This window comes from Afipia sp. GW822-FHT03D08, from assembly GCF_058801645.1.
This window is the reverse complement of the sequence record NZ_JBXANK010000001.1, coordinates 1,374,537-1,399,886: the sequence shown is the minus strand read 5'-3', so window position 1 is coordinate 1,399,886 and position 25,350 is coordinate 1,374,537. Positions and strand designations below refer to the sequence as shown.

General features: G+C 62.6%; 28 protein-coding genes and 1 riboswitch. Of the genes, 11 read left to right on the top strand and 17 right to left on the bottom strand.

What is annotated here, in order from left to right; genetic code table 11:
• Positions 1-50: 50 nt before the first annotated feature.
• A complete protein-coding gene (locus AC1RM7_RS06990; protein WP_006021387.1) occupies positions 51-791 on the top strand; it encodes an SET domain-containing protein in 741 nt (246 codons plus the stop codon).
• 42 nt (positions 792-833) lie between these two features.
• Here the strand turns inward: AC1RM7_RS06990 and AC1RM7_RS06985 are convergent, their stop codons facing one another.
• From AC1RM7_RS06985 to AC1RM7_RS06970, 4 genes are all read right to left on the bottom strand, one after another.
• Complete coding sequence (locus AC1RM7_RS06985; RefSeq protein ID WP_006021386.1) at positions 834-1,010, bottom strand: hypothetical protein; 177 nt, start codon at positions 1,008-1,010, stop codon at positions 834-836.
• A 114-nt stretch (positions 1,011-1,124) separates the two neighbouring features.
• Positions 1,125-1,328: a hypothetical protein gene (locus AC1RM7_RS06980; RefSeq protein ID WP_024918964.1), complete on the bottom strand. Its 204-nt coding sequence runs from the start codon at positions 1,326-1,328 to the stop codon at positions 1,125-1,127.
• 162 nt (positions 1,329-1,490) lie between these two features.
• A complete protein-coding gene (locus AC1RM7_RS06975; RefSeq protein WP_024918965.1) occupies positions 1,491-1,892 on the bottom strand; it encodes a hypothetical protein in 402 nt (133 codons plus the stop codon).
• A gap of 35 nt (positions 1,893-1,927) precedes the next feature.
• Positions 1,928-2,221, bottom strand: coding sequence for a hypothetical protein (locus AC1RM7_RS06970; protein ID WP_024918966.1), 294 nt, complete (start codon positions 2,219-2,221; stop codon positions 1,928-1,930).
• Positions 2,222-2,325: 104 nt separating this feature from the next.
• Between AC1RM7_RS06970 and AC1RM7_RS06965 the strand changes: the two genes are divergently transcribed.
• The 3 genes from AC1RM7_RS06965 to AC1RM7_RS06955 all read left to right on the top strand — a co-directional run bounded on the left by AC1RM7_RS06965 (position 2,326) and on the right by AC1RM7_RS06955 (position 4,525).
• Positions 2,326-3,171, top strand: coding sequence for a helix-turn-helix domain-containing protein (locus AC1RM7_RS06965; RefSeq protein WP_024918967.1), 846 nt, complete (start codon positions 2,326-2,328; stop codon positions 3,169-3,171).
• A gap of 56 nt (positions 3,172-3,227) precedes the next feature.
• A complete protein-coding gene (locus tag AC1RM7_RS06960; RefSeq protein WP_192824446.1) occupies positions 3,228-3,782 on the top strand; it encodes a hypothetical protein in 555 nt (184 codons plus the stop codon).
• An 83-nt stretch (positions 3,783-3,865) separates the two neighbouring features.
• Positions 3,866-4,525, top strand: coding sequence for a DsbA family oxidoreductase (locus tag AC1RM7_RS06955; RefSeq protein ID WP_006021380.1), 660 nt, complete (start codon positions 3,866-3,868; stop codon positions 4,523-4,525).
• A gap of 131 nt (positions 4,526-4,656) precedes the next feature.
• Here AC1RM7_RS06955 and AC1RM7_RS06950 read toward each other — a convergent pair whose 3' ends face one another.
• On the bottom strand, positions 4,657-5,910 hold the full coding sequence (locus AC1RM7_RS06950) for an MFS transporter (protein ID WP_024918969.1): 1,254 nt from the start codon (positions 5,908-5,910) through the stop codon (positions 4,657-4,659).
• 102 nt (positions 5,911-6,012) lie between these two features.
• Here AC1RM7_RS06950 and AC1RM7_RS06945 point away from each other — a divergent pair, with 102 nt between their 5' ends.
• On the top strand, positions 6,013-6,804 hold the full coding sequence (locus AC1RM7_RS06945) for an AraC family transcriptional regulator (RefSeq protein ID WP_034459149.1): 792 nt from the start codon (positions 6,013-6,015) through the stop codon (positions 6,802-6,804).
• Between the two features lie 9 nt (positions 6,805-6,813).
• On the opposite strand, the gene AC1RM7_RS06940 is transcribed toward AC1RM7_RS06945, so the two are convergent.
• Both AC1RM7_RS06940 and AC1RM7_RS06935 read right to left on the bottom strand, forming a co-directional pair.
• The gene (locus AC1RM7_RS06940) at positions 6,814-7,758 is read right to left on the bottom strand and encodes a cupin-like domain-containing protein (RefSeq protein WP_024918971.1); all 945 of its coding nucleotides are present in this window, start codon (positions 7,756-7,758) and stop codon (positions 6,814-6,816) included.
• Entirely contained in the window at positions 7,755-8,999 is a 1,245-nt protein-coding gene (locus AC1RM7_RS06935; RefSeq protein WP_024918972.1) for a GNAT family N-acetyltransferase, read from the bottom strand. Before AC1RM7_RS06935 ends, AC1RM7_RS06940 begins: the two co-directional genes overlap by 4 nt.
• A gap of 378 nt (positions 9,000-9,377) precedes the next feature.
• On the opposite strand from AC1RM7_RS06935, the gene AC1RM7_RS06930 reads away from it, so the two are divergent.
• Positions 9,378-9,710 (top strand): PilZ domain-containing protein, encoded by a 333-nt coding sequence (locus AC1RM7_RS06930; protein ID WP_006021375.1) that lies wholly within the window; start codon positions 9,378-9,380, stop codon positions 9,708-9,710.
• Positions 9,711-9,745: 35 nt separating this feature from the next.
• Positions 9,746-9,994: a PilZ domain-containing protein gene (locus AC1RM7_RS06925; RefSeq protein WP_024918973.1), complete on the top strand. Its 249-nt coding sequence runs from the start codon at positions 9,746-9,748 to the stop codon at positions 9,992-9,994.
• 30 nt (positions 9,995-10,024) lie between these two features.
• Here AC1RM7_RS06925 and AC1RM7_RS06920 read toward each other — a convergent pair whose 3' ends face one another.
• The gene (locus tag AC1RM7_RS06920; RefSeq protein ID WP_034459147.1) at positions 10,025-10,279 is read right to left on the bottom strand and encodes a PilZ domain-containing protein; all 255 of its coding nucleotides are present in this window, start codon (positions 10,277-10,279) and stop codon (positions 10,025-10,027) included.
• Between the two features lie 469 nt (positions 10,280-10,748).
• On the opposite strand from AC1RM7_RS06920, the gene AC1RM7_RS06915 reads away from it, so the two are divergent.
• Positions 10,749-11,018, top strand: coding sequence for a hypothetical protein (locus AC1RM7_RS06915; protein ID WP_024918975.1), 270 nt, complete (start codon positions 10,749-10,751; stop codon positions 11,016-11,018).
• A gap of 14 nt (positions 11,019-11,032) precedes the next feature.
• Here the strand turns inward: AC1RM7_RS06915 and AC1RM7_RS06910 are convergent, their stop codons facing one another.
• The 4 genes from AC1RM7_RS06910 to AC1RM7_RS06895 form a co-directional block, all read right to left on the bottom strand.
• Positions 11,033-11,218 (bottom strand): hypothetical protein, encoded by a 186-nt coding sequence (locus tag AC1RM7_RS06910; RefSeq protein ID WP_006021371.1) that lies wholly within the window; start codon positions 11,216-11,218, stop codon positions 11,033-11,035.
• Positions 11,219-11,619: 401 nt separating this feature from the next.
• Positions 11,620-11,790 (bottom strand): hypothetical protein, encoded by a 171-nt coding sequence (locus tag AC1RM7_RS06905; RefSeq protein WP_006021369.1) that lies wholly within the window; start codon positions 11,788-11,790, stop codon positions 11,620-11,622.
• A 261-nt stretch (positions 11,791-12,051) separates the two neighbouring features.
• The gene (locus AC1RM7_RS06900) at positions 12,052-12,222 is read right to left on the bottom strand and encodes a hypothetical protein (RefSeq protein WP_162832187.1); all 171 of its coding nucleotides are present in this window, start codon (positions 12,220-12,222) and stop codon (positions 12,052-12,054) included.
• Positions 12,223-12,601: 379 nt separating this feature from the next.
• Entirely contained in the window at positions 12,602-12,778 is a 177-nt protein-coding gene (locus tag AC1RM7_RS06895) for a zinc ribbon domain-containing protein (protein ID WP_160166480.1), read from the bottom strand.
• Positions 12,779-13,327: 549 nt separating this feature from the next.
• Here AC1RM7_RS06895 and recA point away from each other — a divergent pair.
• A complete protein-coding gene (gene recA, locus AC1RM7_RS06890) occupies positions 13,328-14,416 on the top strand; it encodes a recombinase RecA (RefSeq protein WP_006021366.1) in 1,089 nt (362 codons plus the stop codon).
• A 379-nt stretch (positions 14,417-14,795) separates the two neighbouring features.
• On the opposite strand, the gene gcvP is transcribed toward recA, so the two are convergent.
• Genes gcvP through gcvT form a run of 3 tightly spaced genes read right to left on the bottom strand, consistent with a single transcriptional unit; the run spans position 14,796 to position 19,251 of the window.
• Positions 14,796-17,663 (bottom strand): aminomethyl-transferring glycine dehydrogenase, encoded by a 2,868-nt coding sequence (gcvP, locus tag AC1RM7_RS06885; RefSeq protein ID WP_024918977.1) that lies wholly within the window; start codon positions 17,661-17,663, stop codon positions 14,796-14,798.
• Positions 17,664-17,687: 24 nt separating this feature from the next.
• Positions 17,688-18,053 carry a glycine cleavage system protein GcvH gene (gene gcvH / locus AC1RM7_RS06880; RefSeq protein ID WP_024918978.1) on the bottom strand — a complete coding sequence of 122 codons (366 nt, stop codon included), beginning with the start codon at positions 18,051-18,053 and terminating at the stop codon, positions 17,688-17,690.
• A gap of 22 nt (positions 18,054-18,075) precedes the next feature.
• Positions 18,076-19,251: a glycine cleavage system aminomethyltransferase GcvT gene (gcvT, locus tag AC1RM7_RS06875; protein ID WP_024918979.1), complete on the bottom strand. Its 1,176-nt coding sequence runs from the start codon at positions 19,249-19,251 to the stop codon at positions 18,076-18,078.
• A 134-nt stretch (positions 19,252-19,385) separates the two neighbouring features.
• A riboswitch (glycine riboswitch) is annotated at positions 19,386-19,475 on the bottom strand.
• Between the two features lie 311 nt (positions 19,476-19,786).
• Between gcvT and alaS the strand changes: the two genes are divergently transcribed.
• Positions 19,787-22,450 carry an alanine--tRNA ligase gene (gene alaS, locus AC1RM7_RS06870; RefSeq protein ID WP_006021362.1) on the top strand — a complete coding sequence of 888 codons (2,664 nt, stop codon included), beginning with the start codon at positions 19,787-19,789 and terminating at the stop codon, positions 22,448-22,450.
• Between the two features lie 6 nt (positions 22,451-22,456).
• Here alaS and AC1RM7_RS06865 read toward each other — a convergent pair whose 3' ends face one another.
• Positions 22,457-22,960: a DUF3455 domain-containing protein gene (locus tag AC1RM7_RS06865; protein WP_006021361.1), complete on the bottom strand. Its 504-nt coding sequence runs from the start codon at positions 22,958-22,960 to the stop codon at positions 22,457-22,459.
• A 164-nt stretch (positions 22,961-23,124) separates the two neighbouring features.
• Between AC1RM7_RS06865 and ybaL the strand changes: the two genes are divergently transcribed.
• Positions 23,125-24,843 carry a YbaL family putative K(+) efflux transporter gene (gene ybaL, locus AC1RM7_RS06860; RefSeq protein ID WP_024918981.1) on the top strand — a complete coding sequence of 573 codons (1,719 nt, stop codon included), beginning with the start codon at positions 23,125-23,127 and terminating at the stop codon, positions 24,841-24,843.
• A gap of 17 nt (positions 24,844-24,860) precedes the next feature.
• Here ybaL and AC1RM7_RS06855 read toward each other — a convergent pair whose 3' ends face one another.
• Positions 24,861-25,298, bottom strand: coding sequence for an acyl-CoA thioesterase (locus AC1RM7_RS06855; protein ID WP_006021359.1), 438 nt, complete (start codon positions 25,296-25,298; stop codon positions 24,861-24,863).
• Positions 25,299-25,350 lie beyond the last annotated feature (52 nt).

Genomic DNA, 25,350 nt, shown 5'->3' with positions numbered 1-25,350 from the left:
TTAGAACACCGCTAACGCGCCTTGTGTCCTCGTTGGTTTTGCAGTGAGCCATGCCCGAAATATCCTCGAATAAGCCCTATCGCATCGGCCGCTCCAAGACCGGCCTCGGTCTCTTCGCCACGCAGAAGATCAAGAAGGGCACCAAGATCATCCGCTACTTCGGGCCGATGCTTGATTCGAAGAACAAGAAGCACGACGACATCGACAACAAGTATCTGTTTGAAATCAACAATCGCTGGACCATCGACGGCTCGGTCCGCAAGAACATCGCCCGCTACATCAATCACGCCTGCCGGCCGAACGCCGAGTCCGACGTCAACTCGCGCAAGCGCAAGGTCGTGATCCGCGCCATCAAGACCATCCAGCCGGGCGAGGAAATCAACTACGATTACGGCACCGACTACTTCAAGATTTTCCTGAAGCCGATCGGCTGCAAGTGCGACCACTGCGAGAAGAAGCGGGCGAAGAAACGCGCCGAAGCTCGCGCCGAGAAACTGCGGCTGAAGCTGAAGGCCGAGAAGAAGGCCGCCAAAGAGGCGCTGAAGACCGGCAAGAAGGCCGACAAGTCCTTGAAGAAAGTGGTCAAGGCGGCGAAGTCCAAATCCCTGAAATCCAAGGCCGCGCCGAAGCGCAAGACCGTGGTCGGCGGCGCCAGGACGGGCGCAAAGGCCAATCCGCATGCGCGCGGCACCGGCAAGCCGACCAAGACCAAGTCGGCGCGGACCAGGCCGCTCTCGCAGATCGTGCAGGCGCAAAGCCCGGATCGTGCGAGCCGGGCTTCGTCGACCTGATCATCCGGCGGCGGCGCGCAACCGCCGCCCCGACATCCGCGCTCACAGACCTCTGAATAGATTTCCTGCCAGCAACAGGATGTAGCCGATGCCGAGCGTGGCGAAGGCGTGACCGCTGACCAGCGGAATCTTGACGCCGGCATAGGCGACGAGTGCGGCCAGCACGGCGAGAATGACCGAGATCAGAAAGATCGGAAACGTCGGTGCGCTGAGATTCATGACAAGTCCCCCGGAGAGATGCTCCGCACGATTGCGGTGGGGGGACTGAAGCCTGCCCGGACTGCTCCGGGCAAGGGCGCGGCCATGCTCGCCTGTGGATGAATGCCGCGCGCGCTATTCGGCGATGACGGCTTCCACGGCCTTGATGGTCTGCTGAATCGCCGCGATTTCCTGAATCAGGGCCTTTGATAGGGCAGGCGCGCCGGAGCCCATCTGCATCACCAGTTCGCGGCGGCGCTCGCGCAGCAGAACGAGCGGCAGGCGGTGATCGAACGTGTCTTCGGTGGTCGTTCCAAATTCCGCTTCGATAACCGACATCTTCGTCTCCCATCAACGACAGGGATCAAAGCTAGCCGTTTTGAATTAAATGGCCGGAAGGGAGATCGTTAAACTTGGATCGAATCCGGAAATCATGAGGCGACATGAAAATGCCGGGCGGACGGGATGCCCGGCCCGGCATTTGTTTTGAAATCATGACAGTCAGCGTGCGGTCACGGTACCTTCGCTCTTACGCAGCCCGATGAATTCCAGTTCCGCGAACACGCCGACGGCGATCGCCTGCATCACGATAAAGGCCTGTCCGAGAAGATTGGGCGAGACCCAGCCGCTGGCGAGCAATGCGATGCTGTCGATGGTCCAGATCGCGTTGATGACGATCACGGCCCATACGGCAGTCTTTGACACCACGTCGCGCGAGGCGAGGTAACCGACGCCCAAAGCGAAAGGCACCAGCACGAGGCCAGCGTTACGCAGAAAGGCTTCGGGCAGATTCAGCAGCGCGGTGAAGAAACCTGCGCCGAATATCAGCATCAGCGCGGCTGCGCCGCTGAAGATGGCATCGATCTGAAGGGCGCGGCGAAGGAAGGGGGACGCATTGATCATGTCAGTTCTCCTTTGGGGTTGACGGGTGGGTTGGGTCAGAACTTGCGGCGGCGGGCGAGGTATTGACGCAGCAGGGTGAGCGGGCAGAGCGTCTTCAGCGCCCGGTCTTCGGCGGCCTGCACATGGGCAAACACGAACACGCCGGTGTCGTGCAGCAGCGGCTCTGGCATGTTGAGCGAGTGCGCGAGCAGGCGCTTGGCGAGTTTGGCGATCCAGCCCAGCGGGCTTGTCGCGATGATGGAAGTGTCGGGCCCTGCGGTCCGGTCGGCCTTCGCCGAGGGCGGCTGCTGAGCGGCGGGCTGTGGTTGTGATGTCGTTCGCGTGGTCATCGGTCATCTCCTGTGATGCGGAAGATGATCCGGCGAGGGGACCAAATCGATTACCTTGCAGGTAATGGAACGCGTGAATTCTGCATGGTAGGTTTTTCACCATGATGAACGCACCATCTTCGGCGCGCCGCGCCGTCAAATCGTCCGCCAAGTCTTTGGTGAAGACTCCGCCCAATCACTTCGGTGAGCACCTGCGCGAATGGCGGCAGCGCCGCCATCTCAGCCAGCTCGATCTTGCAGGCCATGCCGAGATTTCCGCGCGGCACTTGAGTTTCGTCGAGACCGGGCGCGCCGCGCCGTCGCGCGACATGGTGCTGCGGCTTGCCGAGCGGCTCGACGTGCCGCTGCGCGAGCGCAACGTGCTGCTGGTCGCGGCTGGATTCGCGCCGGCGTTCCCCACGCGCTCGCTCGACGATCCTGCGCTCGCCGCCGCGCGTCAGGCGATGGAGCTTGTCCTCAAAGCCCACGAGCCGTATCCGGCGCTGGCCGTCGACCGGCACTGGAATCTGGTGTCGGCCAACGCCATGATCGCGCCGTTCCTTGCCGGCGTCGCGCCGTCGCTGCTGGAGCCGCCGCTCAACGTCCTGCGCCTCAGCTTCCATCCGCAGGGCCTCGCGCCGCTCACGGTCAATCTTGCGGAATGGTGCGGGCATCTGCTGGAGCGGCTGCATCGCCAGTGCGAGGCCACCGCCGATCCGGTGCTGGTCGCGCTTTATGACGAGCTGAAAACCTACCCGATCCCGGCGCGGGGCGGGGTGCGCTCGAGCCTCGCCGATTCCGTGGCGATCCCTTTCCAGATGCGGTTCGGCAACGAGGTGCTGAGCTTCATCTCCACCACCATGATTTTCGGCACGCCGGTGGACGTCACCCTGTCGGAGCTGGCGCTCGAGACCTTCTTTCCGGCAGATGAGAAGACCGCTGCGTTCATGAGGGCAATGCAGCCGCGGTGATTGCAGGTTCTCTCGTTCATCGCCTACAAGCGCAAAAAACGCATGGATCGATGGACATGATGATAAGCCCCGCTGACGCCGTTGAGACCTACATTCTGGCCAAGGACGGCAACCGGCCGTTCCTGATGCAGCGGGCCTTCGACGCGAATGCCGAGCTTGAAATGGTGGTGAAGACCGACGCCATTTCGTTTCCGAGCACGGCAAGGGGCGTGAAGGCCATCGCGGACGTGCTGGTCCATCGTTTCGGCATCGACTACGAAAACGTCTACACGGTTTGCCTCTCGCGTCCGTCGGACGCCGACCGCCGCAACTTTTCATGTCACTGGCTGGTCGGGATGTCCGCCAAGAGCGACGGCAAGGTCCGGGTTGGTGCCGGGCGTTACGACTGGACGTTCGGTTGGGACGGTCTGGTTGAGAAACTCGTCATCACCATCGATGTGATGAACATGTTCCCGGCCGCCGAACTCGCGGCGACAATGAACTGGCTGTCGCGCTTGCCGTATCCCTGGTGCACGCCCGGCGACGTTCTTGACGGCATGCCGAAGGCCGAGGGATTTGCGGCAATCGCAGCCTACGTCAAGCAGGCCAAGGCGATTCCGCAGGCGCAGTAACGGCCGTCGCGCCTTGTCTCATGGCCTCAATGGCTTATCTTCCGGTCACATTAGGCCGAGGAATAGCCCCCGAGGATTCCATCATGAGCACTTTGAAGCCGTTGAAGATCGATATCGTGTCCGACGTGGTGTGCCCGTGGTGTTACATCGGCAAGAAGCGGATTGAAGATGCGCTGGCGCTGGTGCCGGATGTTCCAGTCGAGGTGAACTGGCGGCCGTTCTTCCTCAATCCGTGGGTGCCGCGCGAAGGCATCTCGCGCGACGAATACCTCACCGCCAAGTTCGGGTCTCCCGAGGCCTACAAAGGCATCGCGGGCCGCGTGGTCGCGGCGGCTGCGGAGGAGGGGCTCGAATACAATTCGGACCGCGTGAAGCGCCAGCCCAACACCATCGATTCCCATCGCCTGATCCACTGGGCCGCGGCGGAGGGCAAGGCGGCGCAGATGAAGCAGCGCCTGATGGAGCTTTATTTCCGCGACGGCGGGGATCTCACCGATACCGATGTGCTGGTGCAGGCGGCGGCTGACGTCGGTCTGGACGCGGACAGCGTGCGCAAGCGCCTTGCCACCGACGAGGACGTGGACCGCATTTCAGGTCAGGCGCAGGAAGCCTCGGAGAAGGGCATTTCCGGCGTACCGACATTCGTGTTCGCGCAGAAGTACGCGGTCTCCGGCGCGCAGCCTGCGGATCAGCTCGCCCGTGCGATCCGTCAGGTCTCGGCGGAGATCAATCAGGCGGCGTGAACGGTTCCGATAATGCCGTCATTCCGGGATGCGCCCCTTGGGCGCAAGCCCGGAATCCATATCTCATCCCTTGTCGTGGATTCCGGGCTCGCAAGCTGCGCTTGCGCCCCGGAATGACGAAGTGAGCGTGGTTACGCCGCCGCCGCAACCGGCGTCGGCAGCTTCGCCGGCAGACATGCCACCGCAACGAAGATGACCGCCGCCGCGCTGGCCATCAGCCGGAACAGCGTGTCGAAGCCGTAATTGCCGTAGACGAATGAGATCATCGGCAGCGCCAGCGCAAGCACCGTGAAGCTGACGACATAGCGCACGCCGTAGATCCGCGCGCGGGCTTCGCCGCTCGCCATCTTGCCGATCATGAAGTCGTTGATCGGAATCTGGCCGAACGCGCCGAGCATGAAGCCGAACGCCGCCGCCAGCGCCCATGCGTCGTGCAGGCCGGGCATCACCGCGAAAAACACGATCTGGATCGCGGCGACGATCATGAAAACCGTGCGCGGCCCGAGCCTGTCGAGCAGGCTGCCGACCACGAGCTGCGCCAATGAGGCCACCGCGAACACGATGAAGGTGAATGCGCCGACCATGGTGGCGATGTCGCCCTTGGCCGCCGCCACGCCGCTCGCCGACAGCCATTGCGTCATGTCGGTGGCGATGCCCTGCAGCCGTTCGTCGAAGATCTTCGGCAGTGCGAACGTGGTCGATTGAAACACCAGGCTGGAAACAGCCGTGGTGAGAAACACGATGGCGGAGATGCGCAGCAGCAGCGCCTTCATGCCGGCGGATTGCGCAGGCGGGGCGGCAGCAGCTGCCGGCGCCTTCTGGTGCGCAGTGGACACTTCGCTCCACTGGTGCGCGGCATAGAGCACGCCGATGACGATGGAGAAGATGCCCGGCACCACGAAGGCGGTGCGCCAGCCGCCGTGATCGATGAAATAGCCGGTAATGAGCGCGGCGCTGGCGACGCCGAGATTGCCCCACACGCCGTTCACGGCGAGGCGCATGCCGGTGTTCTTCCATTTCTGGGTGACAATGGCGAGGCCGACCGGATGATAGATCGCGGCGAACACGCCGACGATGAAGAGACCGATGCCAACCTGAAGCGGCGTCTGCGCGAATGCGGTTGCGATCGACGAAATGCCGATGCCGATGAAGAAAACGACGATCATGCCCTCGCGGCTCCACTTGTCCGCGAGCCAGCCGGCGGGCAGCGAGAACAGCCCGAACGCGAAGAAGCCCGGCGTCGCATATTTCAGGAGTTCGCTGTAGCTGAGGCCCCATTCGCGCGAGAGCGCCAGCGCCGCCACCGTCGCGAAGATCAGCGTGAACAGATGATCCAGATAGTGGCCGATGTTCAGGAACAGGAAATGGATGCGGTCGCGCGTCATGGGAGCCTCGAAACAGAATCTCTGACGAAAAAGTACCCTTGGCAGGATGGCGCGGTCATGCCAATTTTCATCGAGAATCTGCCATCGGGACTTCGACCGGCCATGACCCCCCGTTCACGCCGCAGCACTGACGCCAACGACTATCAGTTCGTGCCGCGTCCGCTGGCGGCGATGTCGAAGAGCTTCAAGGACGGCTTCGAGATCGAGCCGCATCATCATGCGCGCGACCAGCTCGTTTATGCGGTGACGGGCGTGATGCGGGTGCTCACGGCTGACGAGGCGTGGATCGTACCGCCGGATCGCGCGGTGTATCTTCCGGCGCGGACGGTGCACGCGATCAGCATTCGCGGGCATGTGGAAATGCGCACGCTCTACATCGCGCGCGATGCCCGTGACGATCTTCCGTCCGCACCGACGGTGCTCGAAGTCTCGCCGCTGCTGCGCGAACTGGTGCTGGCGCTGATCGAGGAGCCGGTGGTCTATGACGAGCAGGGGCGCGGCGGCGCGGTGGCGCTGCTGATCCTGAGCGAGATCGCAAAGGCGAAACGGCTCTCGCTGGTGATCCCGATGCCGCGCGATCCGCGCCTGCTGCGGGTTTGCAACGCGCTGCTGGCCGATCCGGCAAGCCGCCTCACCCTGGACAGTTGGGTCGATACCGCAGGCGCGTCGACGCGGACGCTGGCGCGGCTGTTCGAGGCCGAGCTGGGATTGAGCTTCGCCGCCTGGCGGCAGCGCGTGCGCTTTCACAACGCGCTGGAGGCTATCGTGAGCGGCGAGCCGATCTCGCGCGTCGCGGAGCGCAACGGCTATCGCAGTTCGAGCGCGTTCTCGGCGGCGTTCCGCAAGGCCATGGGCCAGCCGCCGAGTTCGCTGAGGAGCGAAGGGGTCGCGTGAGCGATTAGCTCACGCCTTCTTCAGATAGTAGTTCGCGTTCTTGCCGAGCGCGATGCGGCGGATGATGCGGCGCATGGTCTCCGAGCCGCGCAGCGGCTCGATGATCGCAGCGGCAGTTCGGTACACGGCGAGTTTCATAGCGTCGAGCGCCGGGTTCTTGCCTGGGGCCGCCTGCGGCAGGCCGAGGCTGCGCAGCATCGAGTTGAAGCGATGCAGGTCGTTCAGGCGGCGCACTTCCTCGGTCTTCCAGGTGATTGCCATGGAGATCGAGTAGGAGCCTGCGGTCTTCACCCAGTGCGGCCACTGATAGGGGATGTAGCAGCCGTCGCCGGCGTCGAGATTGAATTCGATGCCGCGCGGGCGGAAGCTCTCATGGAACGGAACGTTGCGGTGCTTCACGGTCGAGTGCTCGACCTGCGCATCGTCGGCGATCTTGCCGTCGCGGTTGTCGTAGACCGCGAAAATCTTCTCGCCATGGATCTGCACGAAGAAGTTGTCCTCGGCGTCCATGTGGAACGGCGTCGTGGAGTTCGGCGACGACACGAACAGGAAGCCCTCGATCTGCGAAAAGCCCGCGTCCTCGATGCTCTTGAAGCCGCGCGCGCGGGCGACCGATGTCAATGCGTCTTCCAGAAGCTGGCGATACTCAGGCGTCTTCTCGATGCGCTTGAGCACCATCCATGCGCCGGCGGTCTGGATGCGGTTGACCACTTCGACCGGATCGAGGTCGACGCTCTTCACCTTGTCGGGGTCTTGGCTGATCGCGGCGTCGCCGGAATTGTACTCGATCAGGTCGCGGGGCATGCTTGATGCGAGCTGCGCGATGCGCGGCAGCGTCAGCAGCGGATGACCCGAGAGCTTGTGACGGATCGCGAACGGCTTGAGCGGAAAATCCCGTTTCAGCGATTCATTATCCGCAGTGATGACCGGCGAAATGCTTGAGGCGACGTTCATGAGCGTGTCTCCCGGAATTTTCTGATGAAATGAACGAGGCGGCGCGCGGGCTCGCGAACGAGCGTGCGCAAGGCAAGGCCGAGCCGGATAGCCGGCACGAACGGATCGCGGCGATTAAGCGGGATGAGGACGTCGCCGATGGCAAGACGTCCGCGCCAGATCGGATCAATCATGGGGTGGCCGGGCATTGCGGTGGAATCCACCATCGCGATGCTCGGGTCGGCGCACATATGGCGCGTCAGTTCGAGCGTCAGTTGCACGCCGGGCGAATATTTGGCGAAGTTCTCGTCGACACCGAGCTTGAAATAGAAGGCGCGGTCGAGGTGACGCAACACGATGGCGGACGCGACCGGCGTCTCACCCGCATGCAGTGTCACGATTTCGCAACTGCCGCGCGCGGCCGCATCGAACACCGCGCGGCGGACGAACGCGGCGTCGCCTTCGTTCTGGGCCAGCGCTGTGCCGCGCCTGGCTTTCCAACCGCTGGCTTCGAGGGTGAGGAAAATTCCAAGGTCGCGTTTGATTTCGCTCGGCGCGGTCGCGATGGTGAAGATGACCTCGCCATGGTCGGCGAGCCGGTTGCGCTGGCGGCGGAGTTCTTTGAGTTTCTTCGGGCCGAGCGCGTCGCGCAGCAGATCGTCGGCATTGCGCGTGGCGTCGAGGCTGGCGCGGGCGTGACTTTGCAGGATGCGCGGCTTCAATCCATCGCTCGCGAGAGCGCGGGTGAACGCCATCATGGCGGCGCCGTCGATCGGAATGTCGCGCAGGATCAGCGCATGCGCGCCGGCGTTGCGTGCCTGCTGCATCAGGTCTGCTGCAGCCTCGTCCGCGCCGTCGCGGTCGAGCAGCGGCGTTGCCAGTGTGCCGTAAGGGTCGGCGCTGACAAGCGCGGGCAGGGGAAGGTTGTAGGCGCGCCATGCGGAAATCACCGGCAGCAGGCCGATCAGGCGCGGCGCGTCGTTGGGCACGATAGCATCGACGCTCGCCGTGAGGGCGCTGACATTGGTGCGCGCCTGTGCGGAAGCATTCACCGCCAGTTCCCATTCGGGCAGGTAGTAGCCATTCGGCTCGATGGCGTTGTCGCTCAGGCGCCGCCAGCTTTCCGCGGAAATCGTATCTAGCAGCGGCAGTGCGGCCGATGCTCCGGCTACGGAGCGGCCGCTTTCGTCCGCTCGCTCGCGGGCAAAGCCCACCGCGCGGCGCGCGGCGGCGGCTTGTGCTGCGTTGGCAATCTCGACCACGTCCCAGTCCCTGTTCACGCGTTTTTTTTGAGCGCGCAGCTTTTGGCGTCGCGCAGTTTTGTCGTGCGTCCCTGGTCTTCGACGCTATGCGGGAAACATCAAAATCGGATGTGGGGTTCGGGTTAAATGCGCGGTGCTTTTTTCATCAATCGTTAACGATGACGCGGGGGCGGATAATGGCGGCGATAACGCCTGGCGGTATCATTTGGTTGAAAAGGGCCGTACGCTTAAGGAAGTTTAAGTAATTGCGCGTAATGTAGAACTATTATGACACTACCGGCGTCCGGTTTTTGCGGCGCCGGCCGTTTAAGACGACAGTTTTTGTAAACCGAAATTCTGGAAATACATTTTCACAAGCAGCCTCTGAAGGAGGTCGCAATGAGCAAGGAACTTCGTAAGAGCCAGCGCATCGATTTCGAGCGTGGTTTCGATGTTCAGATCATGGGAATAGACGGCACCTGGCGCCGCCCATGCAAGATGCTGGACGTTTCCGAGGGCGGCGCGTTGCTGAAGGTCGACGGCTCCGTCGGGAATCTGGACCTGAAGGAATTCTTCCTGCTGCTGTCCTCGACGGGACTGGCTTACAGGCGTTGCAAGATGGTGCGCGTGAATGGCGACCAGATTGGCGTGATTTTCCTGAAACCGGAAACCACCAAGAAAAAGATGGCCTCACCGTCGGCGAGACGGGCGCCAGTGCAAGGGGTGGCCTGACTGTAATCTCTGCAAAATCATTCACGGATGTTCGCATGCCTCAAGAGCGCCGCTTTAACCGCGTGAAGCCGTCGGGAAGTCTCTCCCGAGCTGCCAAGATCATCGTCGATCCGAAATCTCCGGTGATCGGCTGCAATGTCGTGGACTATTCCGCGGGCGGAGCGTGTCTCGAGGTGACGCCTCGTATGCCGCTGCCGCAGCGGTTCGAACTGCTCTACGCCGGCTCCAAGAAGAAATGCCGCGTCGTATGGGTGAATGGCCCTCGCCTCGGGGTTTCGTTCTAGCTCATCTTCCGGGCTTTGCGGCCGATGCGTTCAGTCGAACGCAATGCCGAAACGTTTGCCGTTGCTCCAGACCACACGGCACCGGGCGAAAAAATCGTCCGCCTTGATCGCGAGCCGGAACGTCGGCGGAATGACCGCCGCGTTGGCGACATCCAGCGCCGCGCCGCCGCCCGAGATGTTGCGCACCGTGCAATCGATTCCCGCGCCGCCGAATGTGATGACGCCGCCCTTGAACACGCGGCGGCGCGCTTGCGACCGCCTGTCCACCTGTGGTGCTTCTGTCATGGCTGCGAGCCTCTGGATCATGGGCGCCAGACTCGTGTGGTGGTTCGCAAGTCCGCATCGTTTCTACGGCGCGCTCCATTGCGGACTTGCGAACCCAAACCTCACGAGAGTTATATTTTCCTAGTGTCTCCCGAATCCGAAGTTCGCTCCAGACGGTGCCGCAGAATCAAGCGAACTTCGGATTCGGACACTAGGGTGTGGCCGGTTGCCAGCCTTTAAACCGATGCCTCGCGCCGGGCGCGGTCGCATTCAGGATTGATTCACGATAGGGGCCGCGCGGCAGGGCTCGGCCGTGCGGACGGATAAAATGACCGTGAAACCGGCTGATTTCGGCCGTTGCGGGGTACTCGCCCCGTCTTGGCCATCGTTTCACGGTGGAGTAGAACGGTGCACGGTCGCCGGTCGGGCGGCGATAACAATCTCAAAAGACGAACAACCTCAAAAATTGACCGGGGTGGGGAGAGTTTCAATGCGCGTGTTTCGGGTGGCGATGCTGATCGGAGCAATGACGGTTTCCGTCTCTATCCCGGCGCTTGCCCAGTTCACTCCCGGTTTCAGGCTCAACGAGACCAAGGAACTCACCGAGGAAGAAAAGGCGCGGAACAAGGCCAATGAGGATGCGGCCAAGGCCGCCCGTTCCAAGATCCCGGACGCCAAGGCGAGCAACGACCCATGGGCCTCGGTCCGCAGCGAGCCTGCGGCCAAGCCGGCAAAATCGAAATCGACCGCCACGAAGTGATGCCGCGCTGGTGGCTATTTCAGAGGTTTCGGATCTGCTGACAGCCAGTTGTTCAGGTTGACGGCGATGTCGAGCTGACTGGCCTTCTTCAAAAGCTCATCGCGCTTCTGGCAGGGCGGCATCTTGCTCGCCTGGTTTCGCGTGTCGTCCGCGATCTTTTGCCACTTTTCTTCGATCGAGATTGAATTGGTCCGGGCCATGGATGGCGCTCTCCTGTTCGTCAGGGGTGAGCCATGGCGGCAGCCTTATCGAAGCAGCCGCCGGTTTCCGTAAACCGGTTCAACCGGCGGTTGGCCGAAATGATCCCTTGGCGAGGATGGCCGGCCGCGACATATTTTTTGCATCGCGGTGGAACGAAAGCCGCGGCTCATTTGTCTTGCTGAGATATGACGAGCGGGGGACGAATGTTCAGCCTGATCCGGCTCATCCAGAGATGGCTATGGCCCGCGGGGGAGGAGACTCCGTCCCCGGCGCAGGATTCGACCAGCATGGCAGACCTGGTCCGGTTGCTCGAGACGGACGCCGAGCCGTCCGACCCAGCGGGGACATCCAAGACGGACGCTGCCGATGGTTCCGGCGCCTGAGGCGTGATGCGGAAATCTTACTTCCCCTCGGGCGGCCGCACCGCGTGCACGAGCCGGTCCCACTTCGGCGATTTGAACGGATCAAAGCCGTCGCAGGTGTCGCACACGTACTGTTTGTGCCTGTTCGTGAAGACCAAGGTCATCCGTTGCCCGCAGACGGGACACATTGAAGGATCGAACGAGTTCATGGGTAGCTCCGCGTGGACGAGGCGGGAGCGCAAAACTCTCAGTCACCGGTGATGCCACAGTCGGACGGTGATGAGACAAGCCTAGCGGGTTCTGTTTTTCGCTGCATCAGAAATCGCATCGGAAAGATCAGAACACGTCTACCTCATTGGAAGTAGGCCAAGGCGATTTTCAAAACTCGGCGGCGCGCAAAGCGCGAGTTGAAGAAGATTTTAACAAAGAGACCGCCTGAGCCGCCGTATGTTGATGCCCGCGCAGCGGATCTAGTGAAGGCGCTCGGCTTCCTGCTGCTGTGCAAGTTTTAGTTCTTCGGCGCGCTCCTGGCGTTCCCTGGCCAGAAACTCCTTCTCGCGTTTTTCAAACGCCTCCAGCTCTTGATGGACCACCTGCATGAACTGGTCGTGCGCCGATTTAGCGATCTGGGTCGGGTTCATGGTCGGCACTCCTGTCAAGAAACTGTCACAGGAGAAAGCATAGCCGTGGCAAAAGTTCGGCTCCATTCATCACTTCGGGTTACAGCCCTGCGGCGCCTTGCAAAAAACCTTGAACGGCGAAGCAACGGAACGGCGGAGAGCGGGCTCGGCGAGGGGGTCTGCAACGCTCGGCGCCCGGGCCTGATCGCCGACGTTGCGGACTGTGACCATCTTCACAGACCCGGCCGTCAATTCGTGGTTTGAAGACGCCGGCTCACGCGAGCCGTCCTGAACCTCAGCGGCGCTCATACCGCTGGGGTGCCCTTGTCGGGCGTTCCTCCCAGACTTGGCCGCCGCTTCCTTGACGGGAGGCGGCGGCTTTTTGGACCAGCCAGGGGCCTTACTTCTTGGGCTCGTGCAAAAGCCCTTTAATCAGCTTCTTCAACTGCGGCGATTTGATCGGGTCTGGCCGATCGCAATGGATGCACTGGTAGGTGCGCGGGCCTTCGCCACCGGGCGGCAGCATCAACTTCAAAGGCTTCCCGCACTTGGGACAGATGTGCTCCTTCACGGGCATTGCGATCACCCTGCCAGGGGAGATCCATCCTAGTTCCTGCGCTGGATGAGAATCGAGTCCAATCTTTGGATGAGGCTACGCCCGGAAAACCCGGCGCCGGGAAGCGGGGGAATTGTTGGATCGGCTCCTGCTCACCCAGTCGTTTGTATGCTTTTCAAAATCCGTGTCAGGCGACGAATAAAGCTGTCGATCCATGTGTCGGGCAAAGGTCGCGCCTTTGGCTTGCGATTAAATTGGTCCAGGCATGAGGGACGGATCGTAGCTTTTGTTAGGCCTGCCATTTCATGTGGTCCTACCGGCAGCCTGAAGGCGGCTGTCACGGAACCAAGTTCGTATAGCGAACATCGTTTCTTTAGAGGCCGCTTCCATAATCAAAACAGGCCACCAGGGGTTAAAACAGGCCAGTACCCGGCCCCTGAAAAGAACATATTGCGAACTTGGAACAAAAAGGGTACATTCTTTTCCATCGGATCACCACCGATTCCGGTCCGCCGACCCTGGGAAGCCGTTTGTCCGGCAGGCGAATCCCATACATAAGAGGAGCATCAGATGGCCCCCGCCGCCCTGCGTATCGTTGAAGGATCGTCCATGGACAAGACCAAGGCCCTGTCGGCCGCGCTCTCCCAGATCGAGCGCCAGTTCGGCAAGGGCTCCGTGATGAAGCTCGGCAAGAACGACCGCTCCATGGACATTGAGGTCATTCCGTCGGGCTCGCTTGGGCTGGATATCGCACTCGGCGTCGGCGGTCTGCCGAAGGGGCGGGTGGTCGAGATCTACGGGCCGGAATCCTCCGGCAAGACTACGCTCGCGCTGCATACGGTAGCAGAAGCCCAGAAGAAGGGCGGCATCTGCGCCTTCATCGACGCCGAACACGCGCTCGATCCGGTCTATGCCCGCAAGCTCGGGGTCAATGTCGATGAACTCCTGATTTCGCAGCCGGACCACGGCGAGCAGGCGCTGGAAATCGCCGACACGCTGGTGCGCTCGGGCGCGGTCGATGTGCTGATCGTGGACTCGGTGGCGGCGCTGGTGCCGCGCGCCGAACTCGAGGGTGAGATGGGCGACGCGCTGCCGGGATTGCAGGCGCGACTGATGAGCCAGGCGCTGCGCAAGCTGACCGCCTCGATCAACAAGTCCCATACCATGGTGATCTTCATCAACCAGATCCGCATGAAGATCGGTGTGATGTACGGCTCGCCGGAAACCACCACCGGCGGCAATGCGCTGAAGTTCTACGCCTCGGTGCGCCTCGATATCCGCCGCATCGGCCAGATCAAGGAGCGCGACGAAGTCGTCGGCAACTCGACCCGGGTCAAGGTGGTGAAGAACAAGCTGGCGCCGCCGTTCAAGCAGGTCGAATTCGACATCATGTACGGCGAGGGCGTCTCGAAGATGGGCGAAATCCTCGACCTCGGCGTCAAGGCCGGCATCGTCGAGAAGTCCGGCGCCTGGTTCTCCTACGACAGCCAGCGCCTCGGGCAGGGCCGCGAGAATTCCAAGGCGTTCCTCAAGGCGAACCCCGAGATCACCGCCAAGATCGAGGCTTCGATCCGGCAGAACTCCGGCCTGATCGCCGAGCAGATTCTGGCAGGCTCGCCCGAGCGCGATGCCGACGGCGAGGAGCCGCAGGACGAATAAAGCGTTTTCAGGCGAAGTGGGAGCCGGTTCGCGTTAAGAAAACGCGACAACTAAAAAGAGTTCATTTTCGACCGGGCTTCAGGGCCCGGCCGGTGCGATCCGAAAAGACGGGAATCCTTTTCGGGCATCCATCGCACCTTCGGAAGCAAACGGGCGTTGTGGATGTTGAGTTGCCGACATCCCCAGCGCCCGATTTGTTTTTGAGCTATGAGCGCGGCTGTTCTCTCTCCGCGTCGTCTCCGCGAAAGCGGGGACCCATACTCCCTGAGCTATCGATGCCGTGGGATGTGGGGTGGATGCGTCGTTCTCTTCAAATGAGAAAGAGGAAGGTGGATCCCCGCTTTCGCGGTGATGACCGGTTTAGAAATCGCGCGTGCGACTACTCCGCCGCCTGCGCGTAATCTGCGACCGGCGGGCATGAGCAGACCAGATTGCGGTCGCCATGAACGTTGTCGATGCGCCCCACGGGCGACCAGTACTTGTCGCTGCGCGAGGTGCCGGCCGGGAAGCAGCCTTCCGCGCGCGTATACGGCCGCTGCCAGTGATCCTCGGCGATGTCGTGCACGGTGTGCGGCGCATGACGCAGCGGCGAGGCCTCGATAGGCCATCGTCCGGCCTCGACGTCGGCGATCTCGCGGCGGATCGCGATCATGGCGTCGCAGAAGCGGTCCAGTTCCGCCTTCGATTCGGATTCGGTCGGCTCGATCATCAGCGTGCCCGGCACCGGGAAGCTCATGGTCGGGGCGTGGAAGCCGTAGTCGATCAGCCGCTTGGCGATGTCGTCCACGGTGACGCCCGATCCTGCCTTGAGCCCCCGCGGATCGACGATGCACTCGTGCGCAACACGGCCGTTGTGGTTGCGATAGAGCACCGGGAAATGCGGATCGAGCCGCCTGGCGATGTAGTTCGCGTTCAGGATTGCGACTTCCGTCGCCCGGGTCAGGCCTTCGCCGCCCATCATCAGGATATAGATGTAGGAAATGACGAGGATCGATGCGGACCCGTAGGGCGCCGCCGACACCGGACCGACCGGGGCCTTGCCGCCGTCGGTTGCGACATGTCCGGGCAGGAACGGCGCGAGATGGGCGCGCACGCCGATCGGGCCCATGCCCGGTCCGCCGCCGCCATGCGGAATGCAGAAGGTCTTGTGCAGATTGAGATGGCTGACATCCGCGCCGTAGTCGCCGGGGCGGGCGAGCCCGACCTGCGCATTGAGATTCGCGCCGTCGAGATAGACCTGTCCGCCGTGACCGTGAACGATGTCGCAGATTTCGCGGATGTGCTCCTCGAAGACGCCGTGGGTCGACGGGTATGTGATCATCACCGCGGCAAGATCGTTCGCATGCTGCGCGGCCTTCTTGCGCAGGTCCTCGACATCGACGTCGCCGCGTGCGTCGCAGGCGACCACCACCACGTCCATGCCGACCATGCTGGCGGATGCCGGATTGGTGCCATGGGCGGAGGAGGGGATCAGGCACACCTTGCGGTGCGCCTCGCCGCGCGAGCGATGATAGGCGCGGATCGCCAGCAGCCCGGCATATTCGCCCTGCGCGCCGGAATTCGGCTGCAGCGACACCGCGTCATAGCCGGTGATGTCGGCCAGCCATTTCTCGAGCGTGGCGAACATGGCGTGATAACCGGCAGCCTGTTCCTTCGGCGCGTAGGGATGCAGTCCGCCGAATTCAGGCCAGGTCACCGGGATCATTTCGGTGGTGGCGTTCAGCTTCATGGTGCAGGAGCCGAGCGGGATCATGGCGCGGTCGAGCGCGAGATCGCGATCCGAAAGCTTGCGCATGTAGCGCAGGACTTCGGTCTCCGAGCGGTGCTCGTGGAACACCGGATGGGTCATGAATTTGCTGGTGCGTGCGAGGCTGGACGGCAGCGCGTCGCGTGCCTCCTTCTCGATGTCGGCGTAAACCAGATTGCCGCCGAAGGTGCGCCACACGCTCTCGACAATCGCAGGCGTTGTGGTTTCGTCCAGCGCGATGCTGACGGTGGTCTCATCGAGACGCAGATTGATGCTCTCATGGGCAGAATGCGAGATGATGGCTTGCCGCTGGCCATTGATGGCCACCGTCACCGTGTCGAAATAGGCGTCGTTCAGCGGCGCGAAGCCGAGCTTCCTCAAGCCGGCCGCCAGCACTGACGTGCGCCGGTGCACGGTCCGTGCGATATGGCTCAAGCCTTCGGGGCCGTGATAGACGGCATACATCGACGCGATCACGGCGAGCAGCACCTGCGCGGTGCAGATGTTCGACGTCGCCTTTTCGCGGCGGATGTGCTGTTCGCGCGTTTGCAGGGCGAGGCGATAGGCAGGCGCGCCGCGCGAATCCACCGACAGCCCGACAATGCGGCCGGGAAGCGAGCGCTTCAGCGCATCCTTCACCGCCATGTAGGCCGCGTGCGGTCCGCCGTAGCCCATCGGCACGCCGAAACGCTGGGTCGAGCCGATCGCAATGTCCGCCCCGAGATCGCCCGGCGATGCGAGCAGCGTCAGCGCCAGCGGATCGGCAGCGACGACGGCAATGCCGCCTTTTGCCTTGAGCGCTGTGATGGCGGCGCGTGGATCGAACACCCCGCCGTGCGTGCCCGGATACTGGAACAGCGCGCCGAACACGTCGGCCTTGTCGAGGTCGCGCGCAGGATCGCCCACGATCAGCGACCAGCCGAGCGGTTCGGCACGGGTGCGCAGCACCGCCAGCGTCTGCGGATGCACTTCATGATCGACAAAGAACGCTTTGGTGTTCACCGATGACGAACGCTCCGCCAGCGCCATGGCCTCCGCCGCCGCGGTGCCTTCATCGAGCAGCGACGCATTGGCGATGTCGAGCCCGGTGAGATCGCAGATCATGGTCTGGAAGTTGAACAGCGCTTCAAGACGTCCCTGACTGATCTCGGGCTGATACGGCGTGTAGGCCGTGTACCATGCGGGATTTTCGAGAATATTGCGCTGGATCACCGCGGGGAGGATCGTGCCGGAGTAACCTTGGCCGATCAGCGACGTGAACACCTGATTGCGCGCCGCGATGCCGCGCATGTGCGTCAGCGCTTCGGTTTCGGAAAGCGGCTTGCCGAGATCGAGTGGCGCCTTCTGCCGAATGGAAGCCGGCAGCGTCTGATCCATCAGCGCACTCAGGCTCGCCACGCCGACGGTCTGCAACATCGCGTTGATGTCGCGCGGCGAGGGGCCGATATGACGGCGGACGAAATCGACGGCGGGTTCAGCGGACGGGCGGATGGCGGTCATGCGTAGGTCCTCACTCTGTCGGGCTTATGCCGTGTGGGCCTTGTAGGCGGCTTCATCCATCAGGCCGTCGAGATCGCCCTTGTTGGCGATCTTCAGCTTGAAGAACCATGCGGCGTTGCCGGGATCGGAATTGATCAGCGCGGGATCGGCGACCAGTGCGTCGTTGATCTCGATCACTTCGCCGGTGATCGGCGCGTAGACGTCGGACGCCGCCTTGACGCTTTCCACCACAGCGGCGGCTTCAGCCTTCTTCAGCGCGCGGCCGACCTTCGGCAGTTCGACGAACACCACGTCGCCGAGCTGGGTCTGGGCGTAGTCGGTGATGCCGATGGTGGCGACATCGCCCTCGATGCGGAGCCATTCGTGATCGGACGTGTACAGTGTGGTCATGAAATCCTCAGCCTGTTGATTGCTATCGTTTGTAGCCATTGGGCACGAATGGCATCGCCGATACGCGCAGCGGCAGACGCTGCCCGCGCACATCGGCGAACACCGCCATGCCTTCGGTGGAAAGAGATGTCGGCAGATAACCCATGGCGACCGGCGCGTTCAGCGTCGGTCCGAAGCCGCCGGAGGTGACCGCGCCGATTTTCTCGGGCGATGTTTCGCTGGCGTACAGTGCAGAGCCTTCGCGCACCGGCGCGCGGCCTTCCGCCCGCAGGCCGACACGTCGGCGCGATGCGCCGGTTTCGAACTGTTTCAGGATGATGTCCGCGCCGGGGAAACCGCCCGCGCGCACGCCACCTAGGCGGCGGCTCTTTTGCACCGACCATTCCAGCGCGCCTTCGACCGGCGTTGTGGTGGTGTCGATGTCGTGGCCGTAAAGACAGAGACCTGCCTCCAGCCGCAGGCTGTCACGCGCCCCGAGACCGATCGGCAGTACGGCGGGATCGGCGAGCAATGCCGTTGCGAGACGTTCGGCGTCTTTCGCGGGCACCGAAATCTCGAAACCGTCCTCGCCGGTGTAGCCGGAGCGTGAGACGAAGCAGCCGATGGCTTGACCAGAGATCTGCACCTTTTGCGGCCCGGCATCCATGAACTTCATCGCAGCTATTGTCGGCGCATGCTTGCTGAGCACCTCGACCGCCTTCGGTCCCTGAAGCGCGATCAGCGCGCGGTCCGGCAGCGGTTCGATGATGCAGGTGCCGGAGAGATGCCTGCGCAGGTGCGCTTCGTCTTCGGTCTTGCAGGCGGCATTGACCACCAGGAACAGGTGATCGCCGAAATTCGCCACCATCAGATCGTCGAGAATGCCGCCGGCATCGTTGGTGAACTGCGCATAGCGCTGGCGGCCGGGCGGAACCGCGACAATGTCCTGCGGGACCAGCGTTTCGAGCGCGCGGGCGGCGTCTTCGACCTTGCCGGATTTCGCCGTGAGCGTGATCTGCCCCATGTGGGAGACATCGAACAGGCCGGCGGAGGCGCGGGTGTGGAGATGTTCCTTCAGCACGCCGGCGGTGTACTGCACCGGCATCTCGTAGCCTGCGAAGGGCACGATCTTGCCGCCGCGCGCCACATGCAGGTCGTGCAGCGGAACACGGTTCAGCGCAGTTTCGGCGGAGTCTGGTTTGCACTCAGTGGCAAGCATATTCAGGGCTCCTGACGGATTCCGGGACGGTTCCCGAAACCTTGTCGAAGCCCCATCTGTCGCTGTGCCTGAGAGTATTATCCCGTCGGCGGATGCCGCGCCGGTCTCCCGGCCGCATCTCTTTCCAGATTTCAGTCAGTCACACGGTCCGTTTGCCTGAGAGTTTCCGGGGCGGTTGCTCCTTCGGCGCCGGCATGAAGCCGGTCTCTCCCGACGTGACTTGTCAGCTTAGTATATAGCTTACTTAGGCAGGGAAACACGCCTTTCGAGGCCCTGTCAACGCAACTGCGAGATTATCAACGGCCTTCATGGCGCGCTTAAGACTGCTTGCAAGCCGCTGATCTGGTGCACACTTTCTGGACATACCCGGCCTGTTCCGTCTAGAAACAGGGCGGGACAAATTGCGCTGCACGCGTCATTGAAGGCGGGCGGCACATCCGAGTGTTTTCGGGCGAAACAGAGCGTGTTTTGCAAGCCGAAAATGCACCAGAACATTCAGGCTTCTTGAAAGCTTTTTGGGCGCGATTGGACGAGCATGAGCGGCGTTAACGAGATCAGGTCGGCGTATCTGAATTATTTCGCGAAAAACGGCCACGAGATCGTGCCGTCGTCGCCGCTTGTTCCGCGCAATGACCCGACATTGATGTTCACCAATGCGGGCATGGTGCAGTTCAAGAACGTGTTTACGGGCCTTGAGAAGCGGCCGTATCAGCGCGCGACCTCGTCGCAGAAATGCGTCCGCGCCGGGGGCAAGCACAACGACCTCGACAATGTCGGCTACACCGCGCGGCATCACACCTTCTTCGAGATGCTCGGGAACTTCTCGTTCGGCGATTATTTCAAGGACCGCGCCATCGAGCTTGCCTGGAATTTGATCACCAAGGAGTACGGGCTCCCGAAGGACAAGCTGCTGGTCACGGTCTATTCCGAGGACGACGAGGCGTTCGGTCTCTGGAAAAAGATCGCAGGCCTGCCCGAATCGAAAATCATCCGAATCGGGACGTCGGACAATTTCTGGCAGATGGGCGACACCGGCCCCTGCGGCCCGTGTTCGGAAATCTTCTTCGATCACGGCGACAAGATCTGGGGCGGCCCTCCGGGTTCGGCCGAGGAAGACGGCGACCGCTTCATCGAGATCTGGAATCTGGTGTTCATGCAGTTCGACCAGATCGCGCCGGGCAACCGCGTCGCGCTGCCCAAGCCCTCGATCGATACCGGCATGGGCCTGGAGCGCATCGCCGCCGTGCTTCAGGGCAAGCACGACAACTATGAGATCGACCTGTTCGTCGCGCTGATCCGCGCGATTGCAGAATTGACGGGCGCCGATCCGAATGGCGAACAGAAGGCGTCGCTGCGCGTCATCGCCGACCATCTGCGTGCCTCGTCCTTCCTGATTTCGGACGGCGTGCTGCCTTCGAACGAAGGCCGCGGCTACGTGCTGCGCCGGATCATGCGCCGCGCGATGCGCCACGGTCAGTTGCTCGGGGCGAAAGAGCCGCTGATGTATCGCCTCGTGTGGGCGCTGGTACGCGAGATGGGCCAGGCCTATCCCGAACTGGTGCGCGCCGAGAACCTGATCGAGGAAACGCTGAAGCTGGAAGAGACCCGTTTCCGCAAGACGCTGGATCGCGGCCTTTCGATTCTGGACGAGAAAAGCGCTTCCCTGAAAAAGGGCGACATGTTCGACGGCGAGACCGCGTTCACGCTGTACGATACCTATGGCTTCCCGCTCGATCTGACGCAGGACGCGCTGCGCAACCGCGGCATCGGCGTCGACATCGCGTCGTTCACCGATGCGATGGACCGCCAGCGTGCCAAGGCGCGCGCCTCGTGGGCGGGGTCCGGCGACACTGCCACGGAGACGATCTGGTTTCCGCTGCGCGAGAAGCTCGGCGCCAGCGAGTTCCTGGGCTACGACACGGAAGTCGCCGAAGGCGTCGTCACCGCGCTGGTGAAGGACGGCAAGGAAGTGGATAGCGCCAAGAGCGGCGACAGCGTCGCCATCGTCATGAACCAGACGCCGTTCTACGCCGAGTCTGGCGGTCAGGTCGGCGACACCGGCGTTCTGACCGGCGACGGCGTGCGCGTGCGCATCACCGACACCCAGAAGAAGGCCGGCGATCTTTATGTGCATCTCGGCACCGTCGAGCAGGGCACGGTGAAGCTCGGCGTGCCGTTGCAGCTCGAAGTCGATCATGGGCGGCGCACGGCGATCCGCGCCAACCACTCGGCAACACATCTTCTGCACGAGGCGCTGCGTCAGGTTCTGGGCGATCACATCGCGCAGCGCGGCTCACTGGTCGCGCCGGAACGGCTGCGCTTCGACTTCGCGCATAACAAGCCGATCACGGCGGAAGAACTGCGCCGTATCGAGGATATCGCCAACGATGTCGTGCTGGAGAACGGCGAGGTCGTCACCCGCTCGATGGCGGTGGACGATGCGCGGGATTCCGGCGCGCGGGCGCTGTTCGGGGAGAAATACGGCGACGAAGTGCGCGTGGTGTCGATGGGCGCGGGCAAGGGCAACGCGCTCGGCTGGTCGGTCGAACTGTGCGGCGGCACCCATGTGCGGCGTACCGGCGACATCGGTCTGATCTCCATCAGCGGCGAAAGCGCGGTGGCTTCGGGCGTGCGGCGTATCGAGGCGCTGACCGGAAACAATGCGCGTCACGCCGTGAATGCAACCATTCACACCGCGAAGGCGGCGGCGGCAGAGCTGAAAACCACGCTCGATGATCTGCCGGCACGCATCGCCGCGCTCGTTGAGGAGCGCAAGAAGCTTGAGCGCGATCTGTCGGATGCACGCAAGAAACTCGCCATGGGCGGAGTCAGCGTTGCGAGTTCTCACCGCACGGAGGACGACTTCCAGGAAGTGAAGGGCGTCAAGTTGATGGCGAAGAACGTGTCCGGCATCGAGATGAAGGACCTCAAGAGCCTTGCCGACGATGGCAAAAAGCGTCTGGGCTCCGGCGTCGTGGCCATCGTCAATGTGGGCGAGGACGGCAAGGCCGGAGTTGTGGTCGGCGTCACATCGGATCTGACCTCGCGGTTCAGCGCGGTTGATCTGGTCAAGATCGCGTCCGAAGCGCTGGGCGGAAAGGGCGGCGGCGGCCGTCCCGACATGGCGCAGGCCGGCGGCCCCGATGGCGCGAAGGCGGACGCTGCGCTGAAGGCGATCGAAGCCGCGATGGGTGCCTAGCGCGACTTAGCGCAAAAACACGTAGTCCGCTGAATAAGGCACGCTCTGGTAAGTGCCGGGTTTGTCGCAAGCACCTTGCAGCTTTCCGCCCGCGGTGTTGATCCGCTGCACGGTCGTGATTCCGCTGAGCGCGCCGCTTCCCCGCTGCGAGACGACTTCGAGCTTGAGCCACGGGATGTCCTTGTCCGTCGCGCCCGGCGCATTGCCGGCCGCCTTGCCGACAACAGCGCTGCCGTCGCTGTATTCCCAGTTCGGTCCGGCGTAATGGCGCCCAACGGTCTTTCCGTCGGCAAGCAATGTCGCAATCGGCTCGCGGAAAACCCACGCGGGTTTTCCTGACGCGTCGGCCTTGCATTCGTAAACCTGCGCGCCTTCCGCGTGCAGCGTCAGCACAACCGTGCCGGTGGCCGCGATAGCAGCCGGCGTCTGCGCGTATGTGGCGGAGAGTGGTGCGAGGACGAAGCCTGCAATCGACAGCAATGCGAGGAGATCAGCTCTTATCGGGGTCATCGCGAGGTCCAATCATCGCCGGCGCTGTCGTCAGCGTGCCATCGTCTCCCGCCCATGTGTCGTAACCTTGTCGTGACTGCATTTAGATCGAGACGCGATTTACTGCGGCGATGGGTAGCGAAAGATGCACTGGCATCCATTTCCCTCATGCGTCAAAATGCGGCATGCATCACAATACTCCTTTGATTTCGACGGTCGTCGTCGGCCTTGTGCTGGCTTTTGTTCTCGGCGCGCTTGCCCAGCGGGTCCGCATTTCACCGCTTGTCGGCTATCTCCTCGCGGGCGTGGTGATGGGCCCGTTCACGCCCGGCTATGTCGCGGATCAGAACATCGCCAACGAACTCGCCGAAATCGGCATCATTCTGCTGATGTTTGGCGTCGGTCTGCATTTCTCGCTGAAAGATCTGCTGTCGGTGCGCGCCATCGCGGTCCCCGGCGCAGTGGTGCAGATCGCTGTGGCGACGCTGCTCGGCATGGGGCTTGGCTGGACGCTGGGCTGGCCGGTCGGCGGGGGGCTGGTGTTCGGCCTCGCGCTGTCGGTGGCAAGTACGGTTGTGTTGCTGCGCGCCTTGCAGGAGCGGCGGCTGGTCGACACAGAGCGCGGGCGAATCGCGGTCGGATGGCTGATCGTCGAGGATCTCGCGATGGTGTTGACGCTGGTGCTTCTGCCAGCGCTCGCGGGATTGCTGAAAGGCGAGGGCACAAGCGGTCTCAGCGCCTACGCGATGGCGCAGCCGGTGCTCATTACGCTCGGCAAGGTCGCGGCGTTCGTCATCTTCATGCTGGTGGTCGGCCGCCGCGTGATCCCGTGGGTCCTGCATTACGTGGCGCATACGGGTTCGCGCGAACTGTTTCGTCTCGCGGTGTTTGCGATTTCGCTCGGTGTGGCGTTCGGCGCGGCAGTTCTCTTCGACGTGTCGTTCGCGCTCGGCGCGTTCTTCGCCGGCATGATTCTGAGCGAATCCGAACTCAGCCAGCGCGCCGCGAACGAAACCCTGCCGCTGCGCGACGCATTTGCGGTGCTGTTCTTCGTGTCCGTCGGCATGCTGGTCGATCCCGCGATCATCGTGCGGGAGCCGCTGCCGCTGCTGGTGACCGTCTTCATCATCATCTTCGGAAAATCCGTCGCGGCTTTCGGCATCGTGCGCATGTTCGGGCATCCGACATCCACCGCACTGACGATCTCTGCAAGTCTCGCCCAGATCGGCGAGTTCTCCTTCATTCTCGTCAGTCTCGGCGTCAGCCTTGCGCTGCTGCCGGACCGTGGCCGTGATCTTGTTCTTGCGGGAGCAATCATCTCGATCATGCTGAACCCGCTGTTCTTTGTGTTGCTGGATCGCTATGAGGCGAAAAAACAGGCAGCCGAGGAAGCCGCGGCAGCAGCCTTGTCAGCGGAGGATTCCGCTGCAGAGGTGGCCGCGGAGGCGGCAAGGAAGAAGCCGGCCCGCGTCGAGTTGCCTGTCACCGCTCTCACCGGTCATGTCGTGCTGGTCGGATACGGGCGCGTCGGGAGTGTTGTCGGCGCATCGTTAAAGCAGGGAGGCGTGCCGCTTCTGGTCATCGAAGATAATCCGGGATGCCTCGAAAAGCTCGCTCAGGCGGGAATCGAGAAGATCACGGGCAATGCGGCGGCACCGGGAATGCTGGTTGCGGCAAACCTCGAGGCCGCGCGCGGGCTCATTGTCGCAATACCCGATGCGTTCGAGGGCGGGCAGATCGTCTCCAAGGCCCGCGCGATCAGCGCGACGCTGCCAATCATCGCGCGGGCGCATTCGGAAGAGGAAATCGCGCACCTCAAGCATCACGGCGCGAATAGCGTCATCATGGGCGAGCAGGAGATCGCCAAGGCGATGATTGCGCAGATCGGTCTCGCCAGCATCTGAGCGCTGGCTGCCGCGGGTCAGGATGCGAGATGCTTCTCGCGTGTTGCGATCAGGTTGCGGATCTCCGGAGTGATCGGAGCAGGCCGATGCGTCGATTGATCGGTGTTCACCCAGACGATTTCACCGGTGGCCATCAGATCCGCGCTGTCATTCAGGAAGATCGCCAGTTCGAACGTCATGCTTGAACTGCCGATCCGCGCGACGCGGACGCCGACCTCGATCTCGGCATCGAAGCGGATCGGCGATTTGTACTCGACGACGGACTTCACGACATGGAAGTCCATGCCGGTCTTCTTGGCGTCGGCGTACTGATCGTATTTGAGCTCACGGAAATATTCGGTGATGGTGGTGTCGTAGAACGTCAGGTAATGGGCGTTGAACACCACGCCCTGACCGTCGATCTCCGAATAGCGGATGCGGAAGGGATGGAAGAAGCTGAATTGGTCTCGCGTCATGTCCGGCGTTCCGGTTCTTTTTGAAATTGACAAGCAAACGGCGCAGACAATG